Raw genomic sequence first — 23,818 nt, 5'->3', positions numbered from 1 at the left:
CGTAGCCTATCCGGATCCCTGGGCTAAATCAGAGCTTGCCGGGCCTTGGCGGAGATCCACTCGCTGATGAACACAGAAACGAAGATCACAAGCAGGATCATGCTCACCTGATTCCAGCGCAGGGTGTTGATGGAAGCATCTAGCTGTAGGCCAATTCCACCGGCACCGACCAATCCAACCACCGTAGACTCTCGCAAATTGATATCCCAACGGTAAATTGTTACCCCGAGGATGTTGGTGATCACCTGCGGCCAAATGGCATAGCTCAGTACCTGGGCACCGCTAGCCCCCGTGGAACGGATCGCTTCTACTGGTTCTTCGTTAATCTCTTCGATGCCTTCATAGATCAGCTTGCCCATAAATCCGACAGAGCGTAGGGCAATGGCTAAGGTTCCGGACAAGACCCCTGGCCCAAGAACAACCACCAGGATCAAAGCCCAAATCAGGGAGTTAACCGAACGGGTGCCGACGATGATGAACAGGGCGATGTAGCGCACCAGCAAATTGGGAGTGGTGTTGCGGGCTGCCAAAAAGGCCACCGGCACCGAAATCACAAAGGAAAGGGCCGTACCCAATGTGGCAATGGTGAGGGTATCCCAAAGGGGGCGCCAAAGCTGTGACATGTAGTCCCAACGGGGCGGTACCCCCCGCGAGAGCATTTCTCTTCCCTGGCGCGGTGCATCCAGCACAAAGCCCCAGGTGGTACGGTCTGCAATGAACTTAGCGCAGGCAAACATCAGTAACAGCAGAGCCAACCAGAAGGCATACTCAAGCAAAGTTTGCTTTTGATTGCGCCACTGCCAGGTCTTGATCCCACTGCTTTCCAGAACAGGCATTATTGCACCCTCTTGCGAATCCAACCAGAACTCAATTCCACCACCATCACCAGAGCGATAATCACAAGGATGATGGCAGAGGCCGTGTCATAGTCGTAGCGACGTAAGGAGGTGTTCAGGGTAGAGCCAATCCCACCGGCACCGACAATCCCTAGAACGGCCGCCTCCCGAATGTTGATGTCGAAACGATACAGAGTCAAGCCGATCATGCGGGGCAACACCTGCGGCACCACCGCGTAGCTGACCATCATGACCACAAACAAAATGGCGATGATCACCTCTTGGAAGGTGCGCGACAGGGCAATCAGGCCACGACAAACCAGGTAGACCGGCATTGGCACCAAGTTGCGTGCGGCCCCAAACCCCACCGGAACCGCGACAATAAATCCTGCCACGGTGGAAATGGCGGCCATGGTCACACTTTCCAGCATCCCGGTGAAAATCAAGTTGCCGCGGGTGGTGAAATCGGGATGCAAAAAGGCCAACAAGAGACGGCCACTACGCTGCATACCGCGGGCTACCCGGGCTGGATCGAAATTGAGAGTAGAAAGCGCAAAGATCAGGTAAATGACCGCCCCAAGAATCAGTCCCCAGCGAACCCAAGGATTTTTAATCAAAGGTGGTGGCGACCATTGGCGCCCGCTCAGTGTCGTTGCCTGTGCCATGGGTGTGCTCCGCACTACTGACTTCTATTGACTTCTACTGACTTCTGCAAGGGATCCCTTAGTGGGTGGCTACTCCAGCCGAGACGGCTTCGTTTTTCTTCGGAGTCTTGGGCTGGGCCAGAAGCATTCCAATCTTCTTCGCCGTAGATTTCGTTTAAGACGCTGGGGGTGAGGCGATTGGGGGGGCCATCATACACCACTTCCCCAAACCGCAAACCGACGATCCGCTGGGCAAACATTTGCGCTAGAGGCACATCGTGAATGCTGATGATCACCGATAGGCCCCGCTCTGAAGCCAGCTCGTTGATCAGGCGCATAATTTGGCGGGAGGTTTTCGGGTCCAAACTGGCGGTCGGTTCATCCACCAATAGCAGCTCTGGGTTTTGCAGGAGAGCCCGGGCGATTCCCACCCGTTGCCGTTGCCCCCCAGACAAAGCATCTGCCCGCTTATCAGGAAAGTCCGACAATCCCACTCGATCCAGTAAGCGGAAGGCTTCGTCGATGGTGGCTTGGGGAAACTTGCGGAACCAGCTTTGCCAAAAATTGACGTAGCCCAACTGACCCGCAAGAACATTTTCCATCACGGTCAGGCGCTCCACGAGGGCATATTCCTGAAAGATCATGCCGATTTTGCGTCGTGCTTGCCGCAACTCCCGGGTGTTCAAGCGAGTGAGGTCGATTCCATTGAGCCAAATGCTGCCACTGGTCGGCTCCACCAAGCGGTTGATGCAACGGAGCAGCGTACTTTTCCCAGCACCCGAAGGACCAATCAAGGCCATCACCTGCCCATCGGGAACTTCTAAGGTCACCCCTTTCAGGGCCATATCGCCTGTGGGGTAACGTTTGCTGAGGGAGTCGATACGTAGCATCTTGATAACCTACTTGAAGTGGACATTTGCAATTGCGGGCCTTCTAGAACCAGATGTTTGCAATCTTGAGAGAATTTTGAAATCAGAAGGGATCCCCTATGGCTTGCCCTGAACAAGGGATCCCGATTCTGTTCAGCCCACCTATTGGGGAGGGGCATTTTCTTGAATCAGCCGGATCACTTCCCAATCTTCCTTGTAGGTGATGGGAGCAAAGGAAGCTCGGTCAAAGGCTTCTGCCAACTTAGTGCCTGCAAAGTCAAAGGTATAGAAGGCCTCGCGGATTTTCTCCTGCAGCTGTGGATCCAAATTGTGAGCATAGCCAAATGGGCCGCTGGGGAAAGTAGCCGATTTGTAGAGGGTACGAAACTGATCGCACTGCACTTGTCCGGCGATGCACATGCGGTTGAGCACATCGTTGGCAATGGGGGCCGCATCGTAGTCTCCGTTGAACACACCCAAAATGGAGTTTTCGTGCCCCCCAGAGAAATTGGCTTCGTAGTCCACACCGTCCTTAAAGCCAGTTTCCGCCTCGATCAAAATACGGGCGCTGATGTAGCCGGAATTGGAGGAGGGCTGGGTGAAAGCAATGCGGCGGCCTTTGATGTCTTCTAGTTTTTCCAAGCCACTATCGATGCGTGTGATCACTTCCATTTCGTAGCCAAAGCTACCATCTTCCTTGGCAAAAACGGCGAAAGGCACAAAGCCTGCTTGGTTCACAGCGCGGGGGGTACAGCCGGTGCAGGTGCCCATGATGTGTAAACGTCCGGCCCGCATTGCCTCGGTTTGGGCGGCCTCGGAATCAACTGGCACAAATTGCACATCTTTACCGGTCACTTGCTTGAGGTAGTCGGTAAATTCCTGCCAGGTTTCTGAATAAACGGCGGGATCCTCGGAAGAAGTGTAGGAGATGAGCAAAGTGTCAGGATTGACAATTTGAGCGGGATCCGTCGGAGTATCCGCCACCAGATCCCCATCGGCATCACAATAGCGCTCATCCATGCCTGCCGGACGAGGGCAAGATTGAGCTTGAGCAGATTGATAACCCACTAGCACAGCAACCAAACCAGCCAGGGCAAGGCTTTTGGATAACAGACGAGCCACAGAGCAAAACGCCAACATTGCAAAAACCCCCGAATGCAAGATGAAGCAAACCGTTATCAGCTAAAAAACACAAAAGTGGGCGAGAAGATCCAGCTAATCAAGAGACTTGATGTGAATTCATAAGCTACAGAACCCAAAGAAGATCTGCAAAACTCACGTCGCCTAACGAAACTTAATAATATAGTAGCGCTGTTTGACCCCTGTAGAGTTAAGACAGGTTTAATAGGAAGTTAAGAGTGGGTTATCACATACTCGTCGAGATGGGGTATGGACGGAACCAGCCAGTGCGATTTCTCTAGATTCAGCTCTAGATTCAGAACTATGTAAATCAGGGATCCTCTCTGGGCAGGGGATCCCTGAGGACTGCCTAAAGCGTATATTCCACGCCCTCTTCTTCCTGAATGCGACGGATGATCTCCCAGTTTTCTTGATAAGTAATCGGTGCAAAAGCTACCCGGTCAAAAGCTTGTCGCATGGCTGTGCCCTCAAACTCAAAAGTAAAGAAGGCTTCTCGGATCCTTTCTGCCAGCTCAGGGTGGAGATTGTGGGCATGGCCGAAAGAGCCGCTGGGGAAGGTCTCCGATTTGTAGAGGCTGCGGAACTGGCTACAATCCACTTGCTCGTTGAGGCACATGCGATTAAGCACATCGTTGGCAATGGGGGCGGCATCGTAGTCTTCGTTGAACACACCCAAAATGGAGTTTTGGTGGCTGCCAGAAAACTCGGCGATGTAGTCTCCTGCCTCATCATCCAAGCCTGTCTCTTGTTTGATCAAAATGCGAGCACTGATATAACCGGAGTTGGAGGAAGGATGGGTAAAAGCTACACGACGACCGGCAATATCATCGAGGGCTTGAATATCGCTATTCACATGAGTGATCACTTCCATCTCGTAGCCGATGGATCCATCTTCTTGTTGGAAAATGGCAAAGGGCACAAAGCCGGCAACATTCACGGCTACAGGAGTACAGCCTGTGCAGGTACCCATAATGTGTAGACGTCCAGCGCGCATTGCCTCGTACTGAGCAGCCTGAGAATCGGCAGGGACAAATTGCACCCGTCTACCGGTGACTTCCTCTAAGTGAGCGGTGAATTCAGCCCAGGTATTGGCATAGACAGCTGGCTCTTCTGAGGAGGTGTAAGACACCAACAGCACTTCCGGATCTACCCACTCCGAGGGATCCTCCGGCAAATCGGCAACCAGATCCCCCACCCGATCACAGTAGCGGGCATCCATTTGAGGAGGGCGGGGACAGTCTAGACGAGCCTGAGAAAGGCTGCTGCCCAACCCCAAGGTGACAGCTCCCGCCAATCCAGCTCCCATCACCAGCTTTCCCAACGGGATCCGAGTTCCAAAAGAAGATAGTGTCATCATGAATAAAAGCTCCCAACTATGGCAATCAACAAGAGCATCTGACGAACCCAGAAGAGGTAAAAATTCCTCCTCTAGGCCCTAGAAGTCTTGCCTGAAAAGCAAAAACCATCTCAAATTCATTGAGATGGTTCATTCATTTGTATTTATGTCATATTACAGTTAATAAATTTTTAAGAAGAGTCTAGGATCTCGTTAAGGTTGCTCCATTAGCGCCCGCCAATCACAGCGATGTAGTTGGTCACCCATTCGTAGTAGGGCACACAATCCATCCGGCCATCCCCACAATCGGCCACCGGCGTCTTCCAGAAGGAGATGCGCTCAAAATTGTCGATGCCATTGGTTTGGCAACCTTCCGGCCCCAGCAGCTCACTGGCCTGACAAGCGGCTGGCACCACCGGCACCGACCCAAACCAAGCCGCCAGATCCCCTTGCACCTTCGGGTTCAAGGAATGTTCCATCCACAGGTAGGCACAGTTGGGGTGTTTGGCGGTAGCGCTGAGCATGGTTGTATCTGCCCAGCCGGTGGCTCCCTCTTCCGGTATCACACTGGCGACAGGTTGACCTTCGGATCGCAACAGATTGACCTGGAAGGGCCAAGAGCTGGAGGCCACTACCCCTTCGTTGACAAAGTCATCCACCTGCACCGCCGCATCGTGCCAGTAGCGTCCAACCAGTTGCCGCTGCTGTCGCAATAGAGCTAGAGCAGCATTGAACTGTTCGCGGGTCAGCTCGTAGGGATCCGTGATGCCCAATTCTGGGCGGTGGGCTTTCAGGTAGAGGGCGGCATCGGCAATGTAGATGGGGCCATCGTAGGCTTGGATGCGGCCTTTGTTGGATTTGCCATCTGCCAAGGTTTTCTCTTCAAACACCACATCCCAACTGGTGGGGGGTTCCGGAAAGACTTGTGTGTTGTACATCAACACATTGGATCCCCATTGGTAGGGCACGCCGTAATGCTTGCCATCCACAGTATGCCAGGGAGCATCCTGCAGGCGCGGGTCGATGGTCTCCCAACTGGGGATCAGGCGGGGGTTAATCTGCTGCACCCGTTCCCCCTTGATCAGTCGCAGGGTGGCATCGCCGGAGGCCGTCACCAGATCAAAGCCGCCCTCATTCATCAGGGCTACCATCTCATCGGAGGTGGCTGCCACCTTAACGCTGACTTGGCAGCCGGTTTCTTTCTCAAAGCCGGTCACCCAGTCATAGGCGGGATCCGTTTCTCCCCGTTCGATATAGCCTGCCCAAGCCACAATCGAGACCGCCCCCTCTGGGCGGCCCAAGCGATACAGGGGCCCGCGAGCAGCATGGGCGGAATGGGAGGTCAGCAGCAGCGTGAGCAAGGCCAAGCCCAATGAGAGCAGAAGAGTTAGCCAGAGGCGAAACAGAATAGACCCCAGCTTCTTGGCCTGTAGGGGAATGAAGGGGTTCAGGTTGGCCATCACAGGCTTCTCCCAGGCAACAACTGCGCTGGCATCAAGGGTAGATCATTCCTCGAAGAGATCCCGCTACATTGAAAACAATCTCGACAACTCTCTATTCGACTCCACAGTTCTGGATCCCCCTCAATGGTTTCACTGTTGCCCAAGGATGGGATTCCGTCTCGCTCAAGCGACCAGCAGGGCGGGGTCAAAGCAATGGCACCGCAGGGAATCAAATGCCCTCTAGGCTGACGTTGAGAAAGCGGGCGATCTCGGCTGCCTGGTTTTCGATCTCCGTCAGGGGAGGTGGCTGGCCTACGCCGGTGAGGGGGATGTCGCCACGTCCTTTCACCCGCAAGTAGATGGCTCGGCGGGGGTTAAGCCCCTCTCTCAGCTCCACCCGTAAGCTTTGCACATCGGCAAAGTCATACTCCAGGCGGACTTCACGGTTTTTGCCCGGAAAGCCCTGGCGCACCAGCGTTATCTTTTGCGTGCGCCGGTCGAACTCGTTGTAGCCGCCTCCCAAGTTCCAATACAAACTCAGCCACTGGTATAGCCCCGCCAGGGATCCGAGCACCCCGTAAAAGAGCATGGCAATGCCCTGGGGAATAAACACCAGGCTGGCGGGATCGGAAAAGGGGAGCAAATTGCGGTGGAGATAGCTGGAAAGGCCGGCCAAGGTAAAGCCCAGCCCTCCCCCCGTCAGCGCCACCGCCCAAAAGTACACGCTGGGCCGCCGCGACCCAATCACGGTGTAGCGCAGCAGATCGGCAGAACGGATTTCAGGAACAATGGCGGACACAGTTGGGATCCCTGCAGGTTTTCCAAGGCTGGCTTCCCCCATTCTATAGGCTATGGGCGGCAAGGGTTTTCCCCAGCAGAGGGGCGCTCAGGGGACTGGCAAGAGCTAGAGCCGCCTGGGGAATGGGGGCGGAAGTCCTCTGCGCTGTACAGCCCCTCTCCCGAAGGGAGTTAGGGATAGTTTTTATTGTTATGGCTCCTTTTGCTCCTTGTAAGAGCCGTAGCAGGGATCCCTGCTGGGGTTCTGAGGCGTTCTATCTGCTGACAAAACCTGGACAGTATACGCCAATGGGATCCCTCTCACCTCAGGGTTAGGGCTTACCCGGCGTGACGATCCTACCCTCTCCTGGGGCGACTTCCGGGGGGTTGGGTCGGGTCTGCCCAGGGGGCTCATCAGCAGCATCCGAGGGAGAGGCAGGGGTGGGATCCGGCTCAGGAGAGGCCGTTTGTTGCGGTTCTGCGGCAGGGGGAGAAGGCTGAGGCTCAGGGGTTGGGTCTGGCAAGGCTGGCGGCTGGGGTATGGCGTCTTGGGCCGTTCGTTCCCCAAAAGCCGACAGGGCGATGGCGGCTTCCCCGCGGCTAACCGGCTCGAAGGGGTTGAAGGTGCGGATGGGGCCAAAGGTGCGCAGCACGGTGGAGGCATTCTCCAGACTGCGATCCGCTACCAGAGCAGGAATGGCTTCAGGAGGAATTTGCGCCGCATCGGTGAACCCCCAGCGCTCCTCCAGCTCCGCTCGGGATCCCTTGATCTGGCCGGGAGGTAAGTCCAGAGGCACCTTCATGCGGATCAACTCTGCCCGCGACAGCAGGCTGTTGGGGCGAAACTCTCGATTGGCATCTCCGGCAATTATGCCGGCAGCTCCCAGGGCTTGAATGTAGCGAAAGTTGGGATCCTCTTCCGGCACATCCAAAAAGAGGGGGCGTTCCGAGGGGGATCCCAGGCGGATCTGCCGACTGGGCTCGTCGGCGTGGATGGCGTTGTTGGCCAGCACCAGCCAACGGGCAAATTCTCCGCGACGAACGCTGCGCTGCGGCTGAAATTCGCTGCTGGAGATATCGGCAAAAACTCCCAACCGATCCAGGTATCCCACCGAACGAGCCACCAGAGATCCGGGCTCCAAGTCTGTAAAGCGGCTGCTGTCCTGGCTGGGCAGAGGTGAAGAGGGGGCGGGAGCAGTGGGGATCGAGATAGAGGGTGGGATGGATCCCGGCGAAGGTTGAGGCGAGGGAGGTGCCAGCGGCTCAGGTTGGGCTGTGGGCAGACCTACTGGGCGTACAGCGCGCTCCAGCCGTTCTCCCCACTCGGTTCCCTGACAGGCCGACAACAGCCAGAGCAGCGGAATAAGGCTGCCGAGCTTGAGCCAGGGGCCAGGCCGCATAGGTTTAGACTGGTGATGCACCGCTCTACCTTTCTCTATTGGTCTCTATTGGGCCCATTTGCGGCTGAACTCCTCCAGCACGTCCAGCAGGTTAAGCAGGCTTTGCATCGGCAGGAGATCGGCCAGGGGCAATTCTTTGCGCCCACCCCCCACTTTCACCGGGATCCCTTGCAAGATCTCTGTGACGGCGTCCTCATCCACCTTGCCTGCCATCACCTGGGGTGCCAGTCGCTCCGCCAAAAGAGTATGCAGGTGGGCATCGCGCAGGTAAAGATGCCAGCGGGCCACATCGATGTAAACTTCTTTACCAATGGCAGCAGCTAATTGCTCAATGTCTGGGTTACTGGGCACTTTGGCCATCCCTCAGCTCCGTTGGGGGTTGCGTCTGCCCCTCCCTCAGATCATAACCCGAACCCAAGGACTCCTCAGGGAGAGCTGGCAGCCGAGCGGTCGGGTAGAGGTAGGGCGAAGTTCTCTTGCAGCTGCCGCAGCATCAACAGGTGTTCCAGAGCTAGGCGATCCCGTTCTGTCCGCAACTGGCTCAGTTGGGCCTGAATTTGGCGGATATCGGCCTCGTCGGAGTCCCAGGTTTGCAAAAGGCGGTAGAGGCGCTCTTGTTGGTTGGCAATTTGCCGGTTTAGGCGGGCTAGACGGCGGCTGAACTCCACATCCATTTCCTCTGCCAGCTCGGGATCCGGCAGCAGGGCCAAGCGATCCCAATGGATGCCCAGGTCGGCCAAGCTTGGCGGGGGCGGATCCAACTCCTTGAGAAGGGGGAAGTCCGGAAAGGGCGATAGCTCCGTCTTGGGAGGGGCCCATTGGTTTTGATCGGGGGCAGGGGTGAGACGGGATCCGGGTGAAGGCAGGTTTGTGGGCTGGGGGGCAGGCTCCTGTCCACTGGGAGAGGAGTGCAACTGCTTCGGACTCCGTCCCGTCGGCGCGGACGGCGTTGCCAGATGGCTACTGCTGGGATCTGCCTGGGCCGACAGGGATCCCAGACTGCATAGCCAAAGGCAGACTCCTAGCCCACAAGCCCAGCGAACTGCTTTTTCCACCCTGCGCTCCTCAGTCTTTCTCAAGCCTGCTCAGGTCATTCCCAGCCCACCAAGGACTCCGTCCCGTTGATGCGAACGGCTCCGGTCCCGTTGGCGGAGCGAGATCCACGGTCGGGCATTGCCTCAAACAAAATCGAGTAGGCATCTTGCTTTTGCCCCGGCTCGAAAAGATAGCGTTGGGCAACACGAGCAGAGGCAGGCACGATGGCCACGCGCACCGGCGGATCTTCCAGCGATACCAAAGGCTGGGGATGAGACCAACGCCATCCCACCCAGCCCGCCCCTGCCAAGGCCACTACAGCCGCTGCCACCCGTCCCCAAGGGGTGCCCTTACGTTGCCGCCAGCCCAGGTCGAGCATTGGCCGCCGATCCAGCTCAGCGAACACACGGCTGATCAACAGCTCCGTCTGGGTGGAGTTCAAGGTTGGGGCCTTGAGATTGGCCAAACCGGCCTGCAGAGCTGCCAGTTGGCTGTACAGTTGCCGCGCCTGAGGATCGCTGGCCAGCCAATCTTCCACCTGCCGCGCCTCTTGAGACGACAATTCCCCATCCAAGTAGGCGCTCAACTGTTCAAAGCGCTCATCCACCACCGGCAGCTCTTGCTGGGGATCCCTGGGGTCGGGGTTGGGGTTGCCGCGAACCATGGTCATTCACCATTAAGGTAGGGTTTTAGGGTGGATTGCAAGCGGGCGCGGGCGCGGGCAATGCGAGACTTAACAGTGCCCAAAGACACCCCTGTGATCTCGGCAATTTCCTCATAAGCCATCCCCTGAATTTCCCGCAGCAGGATTGTCTGGCGAAAGGCCTGCGGCAGGTCGCGGACGGCTTGGTGCAATCGCTCATAGAACTCGCAAGTGGCGAGGTGCTCATGGGGACTGGGGCTCTCGCTGGGCAGCTCCCATTCCATCTCGCTATCCCGCATCTGAATCGGCGCATCCAGAGAAAGGGGCTGCTGCTGCCGTTTGCGCTTGCGCAGCTCGTCGTAAAACAGGTTGGTGGCAATCCGCCCCAGCCAACTGCGAAATTTTGCCGGCTCCTGTAGGCGTTTCAGGTGGCGGTAGGCCCGGATCCAAACTTCCTGGGCCAAATCATGCCGGTCGTGCCAGTCGGGAGCAAGATGGTAGAGCACCTTGTCCACATGGGCCTGATGGCGACGCATCAACTCGGCAAAAGCCTCCCGATGGGGCTGGGATCCCTGCTGACAGATCAGCACCAGATCCGCATCAGCGAGCTTTTCGGGCCGCACAGGCACGTTCTTCACCAAGACCGACCAGCGCTGGCCACTGATGTCGCTGAGGGCAGCATCCATAGGCATCCATAAGTTCTAACAACAACAGCGGAGGGATCCCCTCCCAGACAGAACCTCTGTTGCCCAGACGAAACGGCAGAGTTTGGGTTCCCCCCACCCTCAACCGCAGGGTAGCTCTAGAGGCTCTGAGGGCCATACCGGCAAGACTCTACAGCAAGACCACCTCCTCACTAGATCTTGGCGCACATGGCGGGGTGGTGGATTGCAGGATAGCTCTTGAGTTGGTAACTGGGCTACAGTGGGCTTGCGGTATGGTGAAACGTCCGACCCGCCATGGCTTCCGATGCTCCTGTTGCCCTTCTCTCCGAGCTCAAGGCGGTGCCAATGTTGGCCGAACTTTCGGCGACGTCCTTGCAATGGTTGGGATCCCAGGTCAAGCTGCGGGATATCCCGGCGGGACAGGCCCTCTTCATGCAAGATGCCTGGGGCAGCGTAGTTTACCTGATCCTCGCCGGCTGGGCTAAGGTGCGGCGGGCTTTGCGGGCGCAAGACAGCACCAAAACCCTTGCCTTGCTGGGGCCGGGCGCTTGGGTGGGGGAAATGGCGGTACTGGACGAAGCTCCCCGCTCGCGAGATGTGCTGGCCCTAACCCCGCTGCGGGTGGCCGGGATCCCGGCGGCAACCTTCAAAGCGCTGATGTTGCGGGAGCCGCAACTGTGTTACCAGCTGGCCTGCAGCCTCTCCCGTCGCCTGCGCCTGGCCAACTTGCAGGCGGATCTTGACCAGCAGAGCCCCCCGCTGCGAGTGGTGCATACGCTGGTGCAACTGGCGGAAGCTTTTGGCGAGAAGACCCCCCAGGGGATGCGCATTGTCTACCCTCCCCCCCAGGATTTGGCCGATATCAGCCAAGTTAGCCGGGAGACAGCCCTGGCGGTACTGAGCCGTCTGCAGCAGCAGGGAGTTATTCAGCCTTTGCCGGAGCAACAGTCTTTGCTGCTGATCCGGTACGCCAAACTGCTGGAGGCCACCCGTCTGCTTTAGATATTGAAGATATTGACCCATGTCTCCCCAACCGATTTCTCCCCATCCAGGACAAGAATCTGTCTGGGACTATCCGCGCCCACCTCGTCTGGAGCCCACCACAGAACTGGTGGAAGTTCTCTTCAATGGCGAGCTCATTGCCCAAAGCCGCCGTTGCTACCGCGTCCTGGAAACCAGCCACCCGCCCACCTACTACATTCCCCCCACCGACGTTCGACTGCAGTATCTCCGCCCCAGCTATCGCACCTCTTTCTGTGAGTTCAAAGGGGCTGCCTGCTACTGGACAGTTCAGGTTGGATCCCAAACAGCCGTAGATGCCGCCTGGAGCTATCCGGATCCCAGCCCGGCGTTTTTGCCCATCCGCGACTACCTTGCCTTTTATCCAGGCCGTGTGCAGGAGTGCCGGGTAGGTGGAGAACGAGTCCGGCCTCAACCCGGAGATTTCTACGGCGGTTGGATCACCTCAAAGGTCGTAGGCCCTTTCAAAGGAGAGCCGGGTAGCTGGAACTGGTAGGGGCGGAGCAGCGATTCCCGAGGGGGGATCCCTTTTACCCACGAAAAGGACTACAGTTAAGTCGATGCGGGTAAGTTGTCCAAGGACTCCGTCCCGCTGGCACGAACAGGAGAGCGCGGACAAAAACCATGACGGTGCGGGTGCCCCTCGACTATTATCGGGTTTTGATGCTGTCGGCACGGGCAGATGAGCATCAGATTGAACAGGCATATCGGGAGCGGATCGATCTCAAGCCGGGCGAGCGCTCCTGGCTGTCGGGGTTCTCGCCACAGGCTGTGGAAGCTCGCGCCCAGATGATCCAAGAGGCGGCTTCTGTGCTGCTGAACCCTGAGGCACGACGAAACTACGACGAACACCTCATGCCAACGGATCCCACCTTGACGGTGGAGGAGGCACACCTACCGGGAGTGCTGTGCTTGTATTGCGAAGCCGGAGAATACCAAGCTGCCTTGGACTTGGCTCAACATATGCTGGAGCAGGGCCACCCTGCTCGTTCCGATGCCATCTTGGCGCGGGCCATCGCTCGTCTGGAACTGGGTCGAGAAGCCTGGCAACAGGGATCCTATGAAGAGGCGGCGCGTTCCCTACAGGCGGGCTTGGCGGAGCTGGAGGAGTATCAGGCCTTTCCGCAGATGCAAGCGGAGATCCGTATCGATTTGGGCAAGCTGCGTCCCTATCGCATTTTGCAACTCCTCAGCCAAAGTGCTCCCGCCCAAGCTGGAAGACACACCGCTGATGGGAACGGGGAGCGACAGCAGGGACTGGCTCTCCTCAAAGCCATGCTGGACGAACGGGGCGGCATCGAGGGGATGGGGCAAGATGGCTCTGGCCTCAGCACCGAAGATTTCCTGCGCTTTATCCAACGGGTACGTCGCCACCTCACCCTCAAAGAACAGCAGGAGTTGTTCGAGCGGGAGGCTGAGCGTCCCTCGATGGTGGCCGCCTACTTGGCCGTGCAGGTGTTGCTGGCGGCAGGTTATCTGGAAAACCGCCCGGCTCTGGTGCGGCGTGCTCGCGGCTACCTGGCTCGTCTGGCGCAGCGGCAGGATGTGCATCTGGAGCAGGCCATCTGTAGTCTGTTGCTGGGGCAGACCGAAGACGCGCTCGCCCATCTGCGCTCCACCCAAGAAGTAGAGGCCTTGCAGTTTATCGAAGAACACTCCGCCGGTTCTCCCGACCATCTGCCGGGTCTGTGCCGCTTCACAGAAAAATGGTTTCAGGAGGAGGTGTTCCCGGAGTTCCGCGGTCTGGAAGCCGCCCAAGTGACGTTGCAAGCCTACTTCGACAACCCCCAAGTACAAGCTTACCTGGACGAAATGCCCAGCCGCGAAGACCCGCCGGCAGGGATGCTTTCTCCCAGTGCTCCGCACCGCTGTCGCGAACAAGCCCCCCATCCCCCACCTCATTTGCCTGCCGTGGTGGGTCCTGAGCCAACCCAGGAATTGTATCGCCCACCCGCCCCTTGGCAACAGGGGGTGCCAGAACCCCCGCGCCTCTCGGATTTGCCCTCCTACCGGAGCACCCCCAAGGCGGGCGTCTCTGCTCTTGCGGATGAGAGTTCTAGTGCTCCGCACCGCTGTCGCGAACGCGCCCAAGACCGTTCCCCTCAGGGGGACGGAGTCCAGGGCCTAAGGTCCGCTGGCGCGATCGGTTTGCAGGATGTGGAGCGTTACCGCCGCAGCCGCTTGGGGGGCCGTAAGCGTCCTACCTTTCCCGCTGGCGTTCGTTTGGGCTTCGCACCGCTGGCGCGAATGGCCGGGGTGGTCGGTGTGGGCATCCTCTCCCTATTGGTCATCTGGCAAATGTTGCGGGGCCTGTTCACGCCGCCGCCGGCACCACCGCTGGAGCAACCCCAGGTGCAAATTGAGCAGCCGCCGGTTGACATATCGCTACGCGACGCTTTCGCGAACGACAATCCCGGCCAGACGGAACTCACTCCCCCGCCTGAGCTAACTGGCCCTCTGGCGGAGTGGCAAGGAGTACAACAGGTGCGGGTGATCTCCAACGATGGCCTCAACATTCGCCAGCAACCCAGCCTGACAGGAGCCATTGTCGGGACAGCCCCACGCCAAGCCCTGCTGCGGGTGGTGGAGGTGCAGGCTGGGGAGGGACAGGTGCCCGTCTGGCTGCGCATTGAGCGAGATGGCGCGCCCGGGGGATGGGTCGCCGCCCAGTCGGGCTCCACCCGTCTGGTGGAACGGCTCTAGCTCTCCCTTGCTGCCAGCTGTTATTGCTCCGCAACGCTGCTGCGACCGCGCTACGGGGACGGAGTTCTCGGTCCCGCCCTTTTAAGGGGTATAGTCTGCTTCCTTCTCAACTGTTGTGGATATTCTGCGCAATGCCCCGCTGGGGATTTATCTGGAAGAGCCTCGCACCTGGCTACATTGCCTGGATCCGCGAGTCAAGCTGGCCTGGCTGCTCAGCTTTCTCCTCAGCCCCATTTTGGCCGGCAATAGTTGGCGCTTGGCCGTGGTGGTGGCTCTTCTGCTGCTAACTGTGGCGGCCCGTCTGCCGCGCCGGGTTTGGTCGGGCCAACTCTCCCTGGTGCTGGCCCTGAGCCTGCTCACCTTTGGGATCACCAGCTTGGCGCCGGATGGATTGGGGGTTTTTCCCCAACCGCAACGGCAGGATATGCAGGTGGTGGGCTATGGGCTGACCGGGATCCCCGCTGTTCCCGTTAGCGGTGCAGGGCACTTCGACTTGGCCGTAGAACAGGGATCCCCAGACCGTGCCTGGCGGGAGCAAACCCGTGCTTGGCAAACCCCTTACCGCTACCGCCTTGTTCAATTTTCCCTGTTGGGGCGAACCTTTCAGGTCTCCCGCCGTTCTCTATCGGTGGCGCTGCGGCTGGGCACCCTCATTTTTACGTTGCTCTACGCTACCCATTTGTTTCTGTTGACCACGGCCCCCGAAGAAATTGCCGAGGGGATCGGCCAATGGTTGCAGCCTCTCAAGCGTTGGAGATGGCCGATTGCCGAAGTAATTCTCACCCTCACCTTGGCGCTGCGCTTTCTGCCTTTGGTGATGGAAGAGGTGCAAAACTTGGCGCGGGCGGTGCGAACTCGGGATGTGCGCTGGGGATCCCTAAGTTTCCGGGGCGGGATGCAAACCCTGCTGGCCTTGGTGGAGCGCTTTTTTGAAAACTTGCTCCTGCGTGCCGAACAGACGGCTATGGCAATGCAGGCCCGTGGGCTGACCGGCCCAGACCATCCCCTGCGCTGGCACCGCCTACAACTGCGGCGGCTGGATCGCGGCCTACTGGCTCTACTGCCCCTGTTTTGGCTGCTCAGAACCTTGTCCCCCTAAGGTGACCGGCAACACAGCTTTTTCCTACCCAGGGGGATGGGGCTCGTCGCTGCCCATCGGCAGGAGCAGCCGAGAGACACAACGCCCATCGGAAGAGAGGTAAAAGGAGAGCTGGCCCCCCATCCGCTGCACCACCCGTTGACACAGGCTGAGTTCCAGACCAGGACTTACCGATAGAGGCGACTTGAGCAGAGGATCCGCGTAGATCACCTGGTTCGGATCCAACTGAAGGGCGGCCATCAGGTGAGGGTCGAAGCTGCCCTGATCCACCACCAGCAGCTCTGCATAGCCAAAGGGCTCCGCATCGCTATCGCGAACGCTGGCTTGGCTCCACAGATCCAGCCGCCCCCCTTCCGGGCTGCGCAAAATAGCGGCTGTCAACACCTCCCAGAGCACCATCTCCAGTCGTTCGGGATCCCCCTGGACGGCAATGCTCATGTCCCCATGGGCCCGCGGCCACAGCTTGCGTTTTTGGGTCAGGGCCTCCACTCGGCGTAGGCTTTTGCGCACCAAGGTTGCCAAGGGCACCGACCGCGACTGCGGCTGCACCTGCCAAGTTTCCGACTGCAACAACGGCCCTGTGGAGACGGTCAGATCCCGCAGCCCTCTGCCGATCTCCACCACCTTTTGCCAGCGGGTGGCTTCGTCTCCGGGAATCTCCGGCACCTGACCCAGGCGGCGCAGGCTGTCCAGAAGGGCATTCTGCATGTCCATCAGGCGGCGGTGTTTGTACCAGTTCAACTCCCTGAGCACCTCCTGCTGCTCTTGCAAAGTTTGCATCCAGAGCAAGCGCCGCACCGTCCAGCCGCAGGTCTGGGCGATCAACATCACAGCCGCCCGCTCGTCGGGATCCCAAACCTTGCCCGCTTCTGCCCCCAAGATCAAAACTCCCAAAGCTCCCGCCTGCGAGGAGTTTGTCTCCCCCAGCGCCACCAGCAGCCAGGATCCCAGGCCGGCAGCAAAGTGCTCCGCACCGCTGACGCGACTGAGCCAAGTGCGGCTGGCAGGGGGGATCTGGGTGAGCGGCAGAGGTTCTGCCGACTGCAGCGCGTAGGCCAGTAGGGGATCTTGCAGGTCGATCTCGGTGGGGCCGGTCTCCGTCCCGGCAGCGGTAGTAAAAGGCCCCTGGAGCTGAGCCCGGCTTTCCCCCGGCTGCCAACTAACCATGAGCGCCAGAGGGATCCCCAGCAATTGGGCCGTCTGTCGAGTGGTAGTGGTGTACAGATCTGACAAGGTGGCCGAGTTTTGCAAGGTTAAACAAGTGGTGATCAGGCCCTTGAGCAACTGCTCTTGTCGTTGCCGGCGTTGTTCTGACCGAATTTGCCGCAGGATCACCCCCACCTGTTGGGCAATCCCCCGCAGCAGTTGCCGCTCTTCCCGGCTCCAGGCCCGTAGCTGGGGATGCAACACCAAGAGCAGCCCTTCCACGGGTGTGTTGGCCCCGGTATGGGTCAGCATCAAGGAACGAACTCCTGCCAGTTCCTGCCGCCAAGAGAGCAGGCGCAGATCTTGGTCGTAGTTTTCTGCCACCACCACCTCGCTGCGCATGAGATCCTGCCAGTCCTGGTCGCTCAGAGGGCTGAGCTGCTGTGGCAAAGTCTGCTTGCCTTCCCTGCGGTACTCGTAGAAGAGGCGGGGGATGGGGCTGTCGGGATCCACCGTCAACACGGCCACTGCACCGACTTTCAGGCGCTGGGCCAGGCCGACAACGGCTTGCTGGAGAGCCTGTTGCAGCTCCGCCGGGTTGTAAAGCGAGCGGCCCACCTGTTGCACAAACTCTTGGTCATCGGCCAACTGGCGAATGCGGCGATCCAGATTTTCTAGGGGGGCAGCCAAGGCCAACCCATTGGCGGCAGCGGCCACCAACTGTCGCTCAGCGGCTTGCCAGGTACGGGGCACATCGGATTGCACCCAGATAAACCCCAGCAGATCCTTTTCCAGCAAAATCGGGGCCGCCAAAACGGCCTGGGCCCGCAACTGCTGCATCAGCTTGGGGGGAACCTCAGAGCGAGTCGTCCCTGTGCCGCCCACCACCACCTGGCCATCGGCGAGGGTGTAGTACATGTCCCCCAATTCCCGCAGCGAAAGGCTGACCTCCCCTGTTGGCCCTGCTCCGACTTTAGCCCCTTTGGGAACAGGGGGCTGAGAGGACTCCGTCCCCCCGCTGTTGCCAACAGCTTTGGGGACGCTCCCGTGGGGAACGAACTGCCCCTGGCTGCGCTCGTGCCAATACACCTGAATGTGGACAGCGCCCAGAAAAGACTGTAACTCCTGCCTCACCAGGCTGACCCGTTCCTGCAGGGATCCCACCTGGCGCATCGCCGTTCCCAACCTCAGGAGCGGATCCTCAAGGCGCTTTTCGGTCTGCTGCTGCCAAGCGTTTTCCAACTCCTGCAGAGAGGCTGCCAACTGCCCCAGCAAAATTCCCAAGAGAGCCTTTTCGTCCTCACGGGTGGTAACCCCCCACATTTGGGATCCCAGCATCAGGATCCCCAAGCAGCGCCGCCGTCCCACTGCCGTTCGCGACAGCGGGCCGTAGGCCGAGAAGGGATAAATGAAACAGCCCTGGATCCCGCCCAGTCGCCTGGCCTCCCGCTGCCAAATGCCCATGCGCGGCTCCTGAGAGAGGTCAGGCAGGCTGATCGGTCGCTGCTCGATCACCACCTGCTCCAGGATCTCCCCCGGCTGTAGAGGATGCACCGCCCGCAGTAGGGTTTGATCCTCAAGAAGGGTCACTCCCCCCTGACCCACCAACTGGTGATTTGGATAGTCGTAAAAGGCCAGCCAGATCAGCGGCGCCCCAAACGCCGCCTTGACATACTCCAGCGTGAGCTGAACGAGGGTGTTGGCATCGCTCTGCTCCCGCATCTGCTGCAAGGTTGCTTGCAGGGCCACCAGGGGAGATATTGGCCCAGCTCTATCGGAATGAGGGGGAACAGACTGAACCATACCTGTGTGGAGCTATTCTGCGGGTTCCTCTGCAAGTCAATGCCCTCTCAGCCAGATCTCCGTCGGATCTGAGCCTTATTTGTTGCTGGGCAACGCTGAGGCAACAGGTGAGAAGAAGAGAGCCCGGACTTGTTGCTGTTTGGAACAACTTTGGCATACTCTCCGCCCCAAGGGGCAGGGATTCTCGACGTCGGGCGTTCGCCCCATCCTCGACGCAGTGAAAGATTTGGTTTTCATCTCTCACCCAGCCCCAGTGTAGTCTGTCTGCAGCCGTCCTTCATGGCTTCCTAACTTCCCTGGGGTTGGTCGCGGAACGCTTGGAGCATGACTCTAGTCAATAATAAGCTCAACTATACTGAAAATAATGTATAATATGTTCATTACGGATTACTACCAGTTGATCTTTCTGTTTACTTTCGAGTCTGCCAACATGGTAGCCAAAGCAAAGCAGAAAATTGGTAGTAAGACGACACGGAAACTGCGCTTTGGGTATTCTACTCAAAGCTTTGCGGGATACCGCCATTCTGTTTGGAAACAAACAGAATGCTATCGCTGCATAGTTGAACAGTGATGTTCAGCAGTGTTCAGCGTAAATGTATCAGAGTGTCTCAATCTAGTTTGGAATGACTGTAATTTCAGGAAGGCTTCACCACTGGGATCCCTCGCAGCTTGTGAGTATGGGTCACCAAGCTCTGGACAAAGTGTTGAAAGCGCTGTTGTAGCTTCTCGTCTTTGAGATTGCCTTGCTCGTCAAAAGCGTTCCAAGCCCGACCGATGGCGATTTGCTCTGGGATCACCCAGCCATGCACCCAACGCACAATCAAGCGCATCTGGTTCAGGGTATTGCTGTTGCTCTCGCCGCCCAAAACGCTGATTAACCCAAAGACCTTACCCTCCAGTTGCTCAAAACTCAACAGATCCAGTGCATTTTTCAGGCTGCCGCTGATGCCGCCGTGGTACTCCGGGCTGGCTAGGATGATCCCATCCGCCCGCTTCATGGTTGCTCGTAGGACTGCCACATCGGGATAATCTGCATAGGATTCCGAGCCATCCACAAAGGGCAACTTCATCTGCCGCAGATCGAGGATGTGCAACGGGATCCCCAACTTCTCAAACTCGCGCCGCGCCACCTCCAGCGCCTGGTACGTCAGGGAATTGGGCCGCAAGCTGCCCCCGATTGCCACGAAACGAGCCGCAGAGGTTTCAGCCATGGTGGTTTGAGGATTGCCAGTGAGGGCTTGTAGAGGAGACATGGGCCGGACTCCCGAGCAGACATCAGTTACGTTGCAAACAATCATAACTCATACCAACTTCGAGTTGTAAAGATTTCCTTAACTTTTCTGCTCCGCAACGCTAACACGTTTGCCGAAGGGTCGCGTAGCGATAGCAGCCGGATTCCTATCCAGAACTGGGGATCTGAATACCTCTCGGCAAAGGGATCCAAGGCCAACGGATCACCTGCAGCAGGTTGGAAAAATCATCCCGCCAGACGGGATCCCCGGCCTGGGGCAAAAGGGGCTGCCAGGGATCCAGTTCCTGCAGGACTCCAGAGTTTTGGGCCAAAGGGCTCCGCCCTGCTGAGGCGGTCGTCGAAGCGTCGCGCGGCGATAACAGCACCCAGTGGGAAGGGGCCAGCCCCGCCTGGCGTTGCTCAGGGGAGAGATCCCGGTGGTCTTGGTGCCAAGCGTGAAGCTGCAGGGATCCGGCCAGGCCAGCCAACAGCGGGGCCAGGTCGAGGTGGCGGTTGGTGATGTTGAAGAGCAGCCAGCCGTGGGGCTTGAGCTTGCTGAGGTAGAGGGCCAAAGCCTCTTGCGTGAGCAAATGCACCGGCACTGCGTCAGAGCTGAAGGCGTCCATCACCATCAGGTCATAGCTGCCCTCTGGGATCCCCTTGAGGCTGAGCCGGGCATCACCGAGGATGACCTGCACCCGCGCCCGCGTCTGGGCCCACCGGAGATAGGAAAAATAGCGCCCCGCCCAATCGGCCACGGTGGGATCCAACTCGAAAAACGTCCACTCATCCCCTGGCTCGGCATAGGCGGCCAACGTGCCGATCCCCAGCCCCAATACGGCAATGGCGGGCATGGGATCCACAGTCTGGGCTCTGAACGCCGCAAACACCTGCCCAACCGGCCCAGACCGAGAAAAATAGGTCAGCGGCTCCAGCGCTTTTTCCGGATCCAAGTTTTGGCTGCCGTGTAGAGTGGTGCCGTGCAGAAGGCCACGAAAGGATCCCTGCTCAGTCCGGTACTCCACGATCCGGTTGAGGCCGAAGGCGCTGCGCTCGCTGTGGATCACCTGCAGTCCCGGCTGCAGCCAGGGTTGCCCCAGCAGCACAACCAACCCCGCCAGCGCTCCCACCCAACCGACCTTGCCTTGCCAACTTGGGGCTCCGCCCCGCTTCTGGGAAGGGCTTTCTGCTGACGCCAACAGCGCCAGCACCGCCCAGCCCAAAGCCAAACCCACCCCAGCGCCCACCTGCAGCAACGCCTGCGGTCGAAAGTGCAACAGCAGCAAGGGCAGGAGCAGCCCCAGCCCCAGCCACAGGCCCACCCGCCCCCCCTGAGCCCCCAGCACTGCCAGCGACATCCCCAGCAACAGGGGATATTCCAGCACTGTCTCAAACACCTGCGGTGCCAAGAGGGCAGAGAACATTCCCCCTAAGCTCCCCCCCAAAGCCAGCCACAGGTAAAACTGCGTCAACTGCTCCACCGGCGGGCGACGGCAAGCCAACCGGCTGTGGCAGCCCCAGCTCACCAGCCCAAAGGTGGTCAGATGCAGCGGCAAAAGCAAAAAACCCGGCCTCACCCAGCCCAAGACCTGTGTCCCCACCGCCCCGCAGGCCAGAAGAGCTGTCGTTCCCAAAACCCCCTTATTGGGGTGGATCCCCCCGAAAGCCAGCATGAATGTCAGCAGATAGATCCCCAGGGGGATGGCCCACAACAGGGGCACCGCCGCCACGTCGGTGGTCAACAGAGTGGTGACCGCCACCAACAGGCCCGCCGGCAAAAAAGCCAGCCCCGCCCAGCGCCAACGCTCTCGCCAGGAAACAGCCCAATTCCCCAGAGCAGCGCCGGATCCCTGGGAATCCGCCTCACGTTCTTGGTGCTCGGCAACGCCGTTGCAACTGAGCAGCAGACCCACCCCGCTTAGCAGCACCAGGGCTGCCACCAGCGCGTAGGATCCCGTCCACAGGAGAGTTTGCCCAGCCAAAGACAGACGAGGCTCCAACACCAGCGGGTACCCCAGCAGCCCGCCCAAGCTGCCGGCATTGCTGGCCACATAGAGAAAATAGGGATCCAAAGCCTCCCGTTGCCCCGCGACCCCTCTTGCCGCCAACCCCCGTTGCAGCAACGGCGTCGTCGCCGACAGGAGAAACAGCGGCACCCCAGCTCCCAAAGTCAAGTTTGCCAACAGAGCGAGAGGGGGCCACCATCCTTCCGGTTGGCCGGGGATCCCCAGCTGAAAGGGCAGAAGCCTCAGCCCGACCAGCAGCAAGATCCCGTGGATCAGCACCCCCATCCTGGGATTGAGGCCGCGCCCCAGCCGATCTGCCCACAGGTAGCCCAAAAGCAGGGTGGCCTGAAAAAAGGCCAGGCAGGTATTCCACACCAGGGGGGATCCCCCCCACAGCGGCAACAGCAACTTGCCCAGCAGCAACTGTCCCCAGAAGAGGCAAAAAGCGCTACCAAACAAGCTGAGGCCAACTAGCCAAACCAAAGCCGACCCACCGCAAAACCCTCAACTGCCAGTATTCCCCACTTTCTCCCGGAAGCTTGAGATGGGATGTTGTAGCCGCTTGGTGGTGCCCCTTGGGATCACCCAACTCAGAGGAAGGCCGATCCTTGTTCCTCGATTCAAGTGCGCCAACGGGTGGAAGGGGGCCACCCTCCGCCAGTACTCTCAGCTAGAAATCGCAGGAGCCCCGCACTGTACCCGTAGGGTCAGTGCCGGGAGGAATGCGAGGTTACAATAGAACCATGACCCAAGTCCTGACCGTCTCCTGCAAGCTCAAGGTAGCCCAGTCGCAAGCCGCCAAATTGGACGCGACTTTGGAGGCTTTTGGCCAAGCCTTGAATTGGGTCAACCAGAACACGCCGGAGAAGATCGTCAACGCGGTCAAGCTGCAATCCCTTTGCTACTACGAGACTCGAGCCCGGTTTGGCTTGTCCAGTAACTTGGCAAGGACTACGTCCCGCTTACGCGACCAACAGGTGTGCAGACGGGTAGCGGGTTCCCGCAAAGTGGCTAAGCAGAAAAAGCGTCCCGTCAAGGAGTTTAAGAGCGGCTTTGTTACCTACGACGCTCGCATCTTTTCGTTCCGTCAAAAAGACTGGACGGTGTCGCTGACCACGGTGGAAGGGAGAGAACGCTTTGAACTGGCCATTGGCAACTACCAGCGTGGGATGCTGGCTGGTTCCAACCCCAAATCTGCCACCCTGGTCAAGCGCAAAGATGGCTCCTACTACATCCAGATTTGCGTAGAGAAAAAACCACCCAAGCAACAAGATACCGACAAGGTGATCGGGGTGGACTTGGGAAGGACAGATATTGCCCATACGTCAGAGGGGGACAACTGGAATGGACAGCAGTTGAACAGAGTCCGAGACCGCTACTCCCGGTTGAGGGCGGTACTCCAACGCAAAGCCAGTAAGGGCACACGCAGTTCGCGGCGCAGATGCAGAGAACTGTTGCAACGGCTGTCTGGCAAGGAAAGACGCTTTCAAGTGTGGGTCAATCATCGCATCTCCAAAACTATTGTCTCCAGGGCAAAAGCTACCAACAGCGCTATTGCTCTGGAAGACTTGACAGGGATCCGGGAAAGGGTCAATCAACAACCCCGCAGCAAAACCGAAAGGCGCAGGGCCAACAGTTGGGCGTTCTACCAACTACGTCAGTTTCTGGAGTACAAGGCGAGGGTTGCAGGGGTTTCTCTGATTCTTGTGCCGCCTGCCTACACGTCGCAGACCTGCCACTGGTGTTTGCACATCCATCCCGATCCTGCGCAATCCTACCGCAGTGGGAAGAAGTTTAAGTGTGGGCACTGTGGATGGGAAGGAGATGCGGACTTAAATGGTGCAAACGTAATTGCGCTTTTGGGGGCTGTCGTAAACCAGCCTGGAGGTCCAGGCCTGTTTTGTTCTCTGGTAGAGCAGAGCAGGCTCAGGGCTGCTGAAAGCCCGCTTCGTACCGCTTAGCGGTCGGAGCCGGGTAGTTTACTTGCCCCGATCACAAGGACTTTGTCCCGCTGTCGCGAACG

Annotated in this window: 20 protein-coding genes; 5 read left to right on the top strand and 15 right to left on the bottom strand. The window is 58.7% G+C overall.

Annotated elements, in window-relative coordinates:
• Positions 1-23: 23 nt before the first annotated feature.
• From phnE to ACVWXE_RS02845, 12 genes are all read right to left on the bottom strand, one after another.
• Entirely contained in the window at positions 24-836 is an 813-nt protein-coding gene (gene phnE, locus ACVWXE_RS02900; protein ID WP_457489539.1) for a phosphonate ABC transporter, permease protein PhnE, read from the bottom strand.
• Positions 836-1,501 carry a phosphonate ABC transporter, permease protein PhnE gene (locus tag ACVWXE_RS02895; protein WP_457489538.1) on the bottom strand — a complete coding sequence of 222 codons (666 nt, stop codon included), beginning with the start codon at positions 1,499-1,501 and terminating at the stop codon, positions 836-838. Before ACVWXE_RS02895 ends, phnE begins: the two co-directional genes overlap by 1 nt.
• Before the next feature lie 14 nt (positions 1,502-1,515).
• Entirely contained in the window at positions 1,516-2,370 is an 855-nt protein-coding gene (gene phnC, locus ACVWXE_RS02890; protein WP_457387128.1) for a phosphonate ABC transporter ATP-binding protein, read from the bottom strand.
• A 141-nt stretch (positions 2,371-2,511) separates the two neighbouring features.
• The gene (gene phnD / locus ACVWXE_RS02885; RefSeq protein ID WP_457395833.1) at positions 2,512-3,489 is read right to left on the bottom strand and encodes a phosphate/phosphite/phosphonate ABC transporter substrate-binding protein; all 978 of its coding nucleotides are present in this window, start codon (positions 3,487-3,489) and stop codon (positions 2,512-2,514) included.
• Between the two features lie 349 nt (positions 3,490-3,838).
• The gene (phnD, locus tag ACVWXE_RS02880; RefSeq protein WP_049749639.1) at positions 3,839-4,795 is read right to left on the bottom strand and encodes a phosphate/phosphite/phosphonate ABC transporter substrate-binding protein; all 957 of its coding nucleotides are present in this window, start codon (positions 4,793-4,795) and stop codon (positions 3,839-3,841) included.
• Positions 4,796-5,052: 257 nt separating this feature from the next.
• Positions 5,053-6,285: an ABC transporter substrate-binding protein gene (locus ACVWXE_RS02875; protein ID WP_457489537.1), complete on the bottom strand. Its 1,233-nt coding sequence runs from the start codon at positions 6,283-6,285 to the stop codon at positions 5,053-5,055.
• A gap of 211 nt (positions 6,286-6,496) precedes the next feature.
• The gene (locus ACVWXE_RS02870; RefSeq protein WP_011433078.1) at positions 6,497-7,066 is read right to left on the bottom strand and encodes a photosystem I assembly protein Ycf4; all 570 of its coding nucleotides are present in this window, start codon (positions 7,064-7,066) and stop codon (positions 6,497-6,499) included.
• Positions 7,067-7,376: 310 nt separating this feature from the next.
• Entirely contained in the window at positions 7,377-8,444 is a 1,068-nt protein-coding gene (locus ACVWXE_RS02865) for an S-layer homology domain-containing protein (protein ID WP_457489536.1), read from the bottom strand.
• 45 nt (positions 8,445-8,489) lie between these two features.
• The gene (locus ACVWXE_RS02860) at positions 8,490-8,804 is read right to left on the bottom strand and encodes a DUF3181 family protein (RefSeq protein ID WP_011433076.1); all 315 of its coding nucleotides are present in this window, start codon (positions 8,802-8,804) and stop codon (positions 8,490-8,492) included.
• Between the two features lie 65 nt (positions 8,805-8,869).
• Positions 8,870-9,499 carry a hypothetical protein gene (locus ACVWXE_RS02855; RefSeq protein WP_457489535.1) on the bottom strand — a complete coding sequence of 210 codons (630 nt, stop codon included), beginning with the start codon at positions 9,497-9,499 and terminating at the stop codon, positions 8,870-8,872.
• Positions 9,500-9,534: 35 nt separating this feature from the next.
• On the bottom strand, positions 9,535-10,143 hold the full coding sequence (locus ACVWXE_RS02850; RefSeq protein ID WP_457489534.1) for an anti-sigma factor family protein: 609 nt from the start codon (positions 10,141-10,143) through the stop codon (positions 9,535-9,537).
• A 2-nt stretch (positions 10,144-10,145) separates the two neighbouring features.
• Positions 10,146-10,808 carry a sigma-70 family RNA polymerase sigma factor gene (locus ACVWXE_RS02845; protein ID WP_414424137.1) on the bottom strand — a complete coding sequence of 221 codons (663 nt, stop codon included), beginning with the start codon at positions 10,806-10,808 and terminating at the stop codon, positions 10,146-10,148.
• Between the two features lie 273 nt (positions 10,809-11,081).
• Here ACVWXE_RS02845 and ACVWXE_RS02840 point away from each other — a divergent pair, with 273 nt between their 5' ends.
• The 4 genes from ACVWXE_RS02840 (at position 11,082) to ACVWXE_RS02825 (ending at position 15,609) form a co-directional block, all read left to right on the top strand.
• Complete coding sequence (locus tag ACVWXE_RS02840) at positions 11,082-11,789, top strand: Crp/Fnr family transcriptional regulator (protein WP_414382146.1); 708 nt, start codon at positions 11,082-11,084, stop codon at positions 11,787-11,789.
• A 19-nt stretch (positions 11,790-11,808) separates the two neighbouring features.
• On the top strand, positions 11,809-12,303 hold the full coding sequence (locus tag ACVWXE_RS02835; protein ID WP_457489533.1) for a DUF427 domain-containing protein: 495 nt from the start codon (positions 11,809-11,811) through the stop codon (positions 12,301-12,303).
• A 128-nt stretch (positions 12,304-12,431) separates the two neighbouring features.
• Complete coding sequence (locus ACVWXE_RS02830; RefSeq protein WP_457489532.1) at positions 12,432-14,510, top strand: SH3 domain-containing protein; 2,079 nt, start codon at positions 12,432-12,434, stop codon at positions 14,508-14,510.
• Positions 14,511-14,625: 115 nt separating this feature from the next.
• Positions 14,626-15,609: an energy-coupling factor transporter transmembrane component T family protein gene (locus ACVWXE_RS02825; RefSeq protein WP_457489531.1), complete on the top strand. Its 984-nt coding sequence runs from the start codon at positions 14,626-14,628 to the stop codon at positions 15,607-15,609.
• Between the two features lie 24 nt (positions 15,610-15,633).
• On the opposite strand, the gene ACVWXE_RS02820 is transcribed toward ACVWXE_RS02825, so the two are convergent.
• From ACVWXE_RS02820 to ACVWXE_RS02810, 3 genes are all read right to left on the bottom strand, one after another.
• Complete coding sequence (locus ACVWXE_RS02820) at positions 15,634-18,558, bottom strand: GAF domain-containing protein (protein WP_457489530.1); 2,925 nt, start codon at positions 18,556-18,558, stop codon at positions 15,634-15,636.
• A 635-nt stretch (positions 18,559-19,193) separates the two neighbouring features.
• A complete protein-coding gene (locus ACVWXE_RS02815) occupies positions 19,194-19,769 on the bottom strand; it encodes an NADPH-dependent FMN reductase (RefSeq protein ID WP_041437310.1) in 576 nt (191 codons plus the stop codon).
• 187 nt (positions 19,770-19,956) lie between these two features.
• Positions 19,957-22,278: a spermidine synthase gene (locus ACVWXE_RS02810; protein ID WP_457489529.1), complete on the bottom strand. Its 2,322-nt coding sequence runs from the start codon at positions 22,276-22,278 to the stop codon at positions 19,957-19,959.
• 260 nt (positions 22,279-22,538) lie between these two features.
• Between ACVWXE_RS02810 and ACVWXE_RS02805 the strand changes: the two genes are divergently transcribed.
• The gene (locus ACVWXE_RS02805; protein ID WP_457489528.1) at positions 22,539-23,756 is read left to right on the top strand and encodes an RNA-guided endonuclease InsQ/TnpB family protein; all 1,218 of its coding nucleotides are present in this window, start codon (positions 22,539-22,541) and stop codon (positions 23,754-23,756) included.
• Positions 23,757-23,818 lie beyond the last annotated feature (62 nt).

Source organism: Thermostichus sp. MS-CIW-41 (assembly GCF_054058915.1).
The sequence above is the reverse complement of the archived record's forward strand: the minus strand, read 5'-3'. Positions and strand labels throughout refer to the sequence as shown.

Excerpts from the sequence above, each read along its gene's own strand:
- ACVWXE_RS02815 (WP_041437310.1), bottom strand. The coding sequence starts at position 19,769 with ATGGCTGAAACCTCTGCGGCTCGTTTCGTGGCAATCGGGGGCAGCTTG.
- phnC (WP_457387128.1), bottom strand. The coding sequence starts at position 2,370 with ATGCTACGTATCGACTCCCTCAGCAAACGTTACCCCACAGGCGATATG.
- ACVWXE_RS02860 (WP_011433076.1), bottom strand. The coding sequence starts at position 8,804 with ATGGCCAAAGTGCCCAGTAACCCAGACATTGAGCAATTAGCTGCTGCC.
- ACVWXE_RS02875 (WP_457489537.1), bottom strand. The coding sequence starts at position 6,285 with ATGGCCAACCTGAACCCCTTCATTCCCCTACAGGCCAAGAAGCTGGGG.
- phnE (WP_457489539.1), bottom strand. The coding sequence starts at position 836 with ATGCCTGTTCTGGAAAGCAGTGGGATCAAGACCTGGCAGTGGCGCAAT.
- ACVWXE_RS02820 (WP_457489530.1), bottom strand. The coding sequence starts at position 18,558 with ATGGTTCAGTCTGTTCCCCCTCATTCCGATAGAGCTGGGCCAATATCT.
- phnD (WP_049749639.1), bottom strand. The coding sequence starts at position 4,795 with ATGGGAGCTGGATTGGCGGGAGCTGTCACCTTGGGGTTGGGCAGCAGC.
- ACVWXE_RS02805 (WP_457489528.1), top strand. The coding sequence starts at position 22,539 with ATGACCCAAGTCCTGACCGTCTCCTGCAAGCTCAAGGTAGCCCAGTCG.
- ACVWXE_RS02850 (WP_457489534.1), bottom strand. The coding sequence starts at position 10,143 with ATGGTTCGCGGCAACCCCAACCCCGACCCCAGGGATCCCCAGCAAGAG.
- ACVWXE_RS02895 (WP_457489538.1), bottom strand. The coding sequence starts at position 1,501 with ATGGCACAGGCAACGACACTGAGCGGGCGCCAATGGTCGCCACCACCT.
- ACVWXE_RS02835 (WP_457489533.1), top strand. The coding sequence starts at position 11,809 with ATGTCTCCCCAACCGATTTCTCCCCATCCAGGACAAGAATCTGTCTGG.
- ACVWXE_RS02830 (WP_457489532.1), top strand. The coding sequence starts at position 12,432 with ATGACGGTGCGGGTGCCCCTCGACTATTATCGGGTTTTGATGCTGTCG.
- ACVWXE_RS02865 (WP_457489536.1), bottom strand. The coding sequence starts at position 8,444 with ATGCGGCCTGGCCCCTGGCTCAAGCTCGGCAGCCTTATTCCGCTGCTC.
- ACVWXE_RS02840 (WP_414382146.1), top strand. The coding sequence starts at position 11,082 with ATGGCTTCCGATGCTCCTGTTGCCCTTCTCTCCGAGCTCAAGGCGGTG.
- phnD (WP_457395833.1), bottom strand. The coding sequence starts at position 3,489 with ATGTTGGCGTTTTGCTCTGTGGCTCGTCTGTTATCCAAAAGCCTTGCC.
- ACVWXE_RS02845 (WP_414424137.1), bottom strand. The coding sequence starts at position 10,808 with ATGGATGCTGCCCTCAGCGACATCAGTGGCCAGCGCTGGTCGGTCTTG.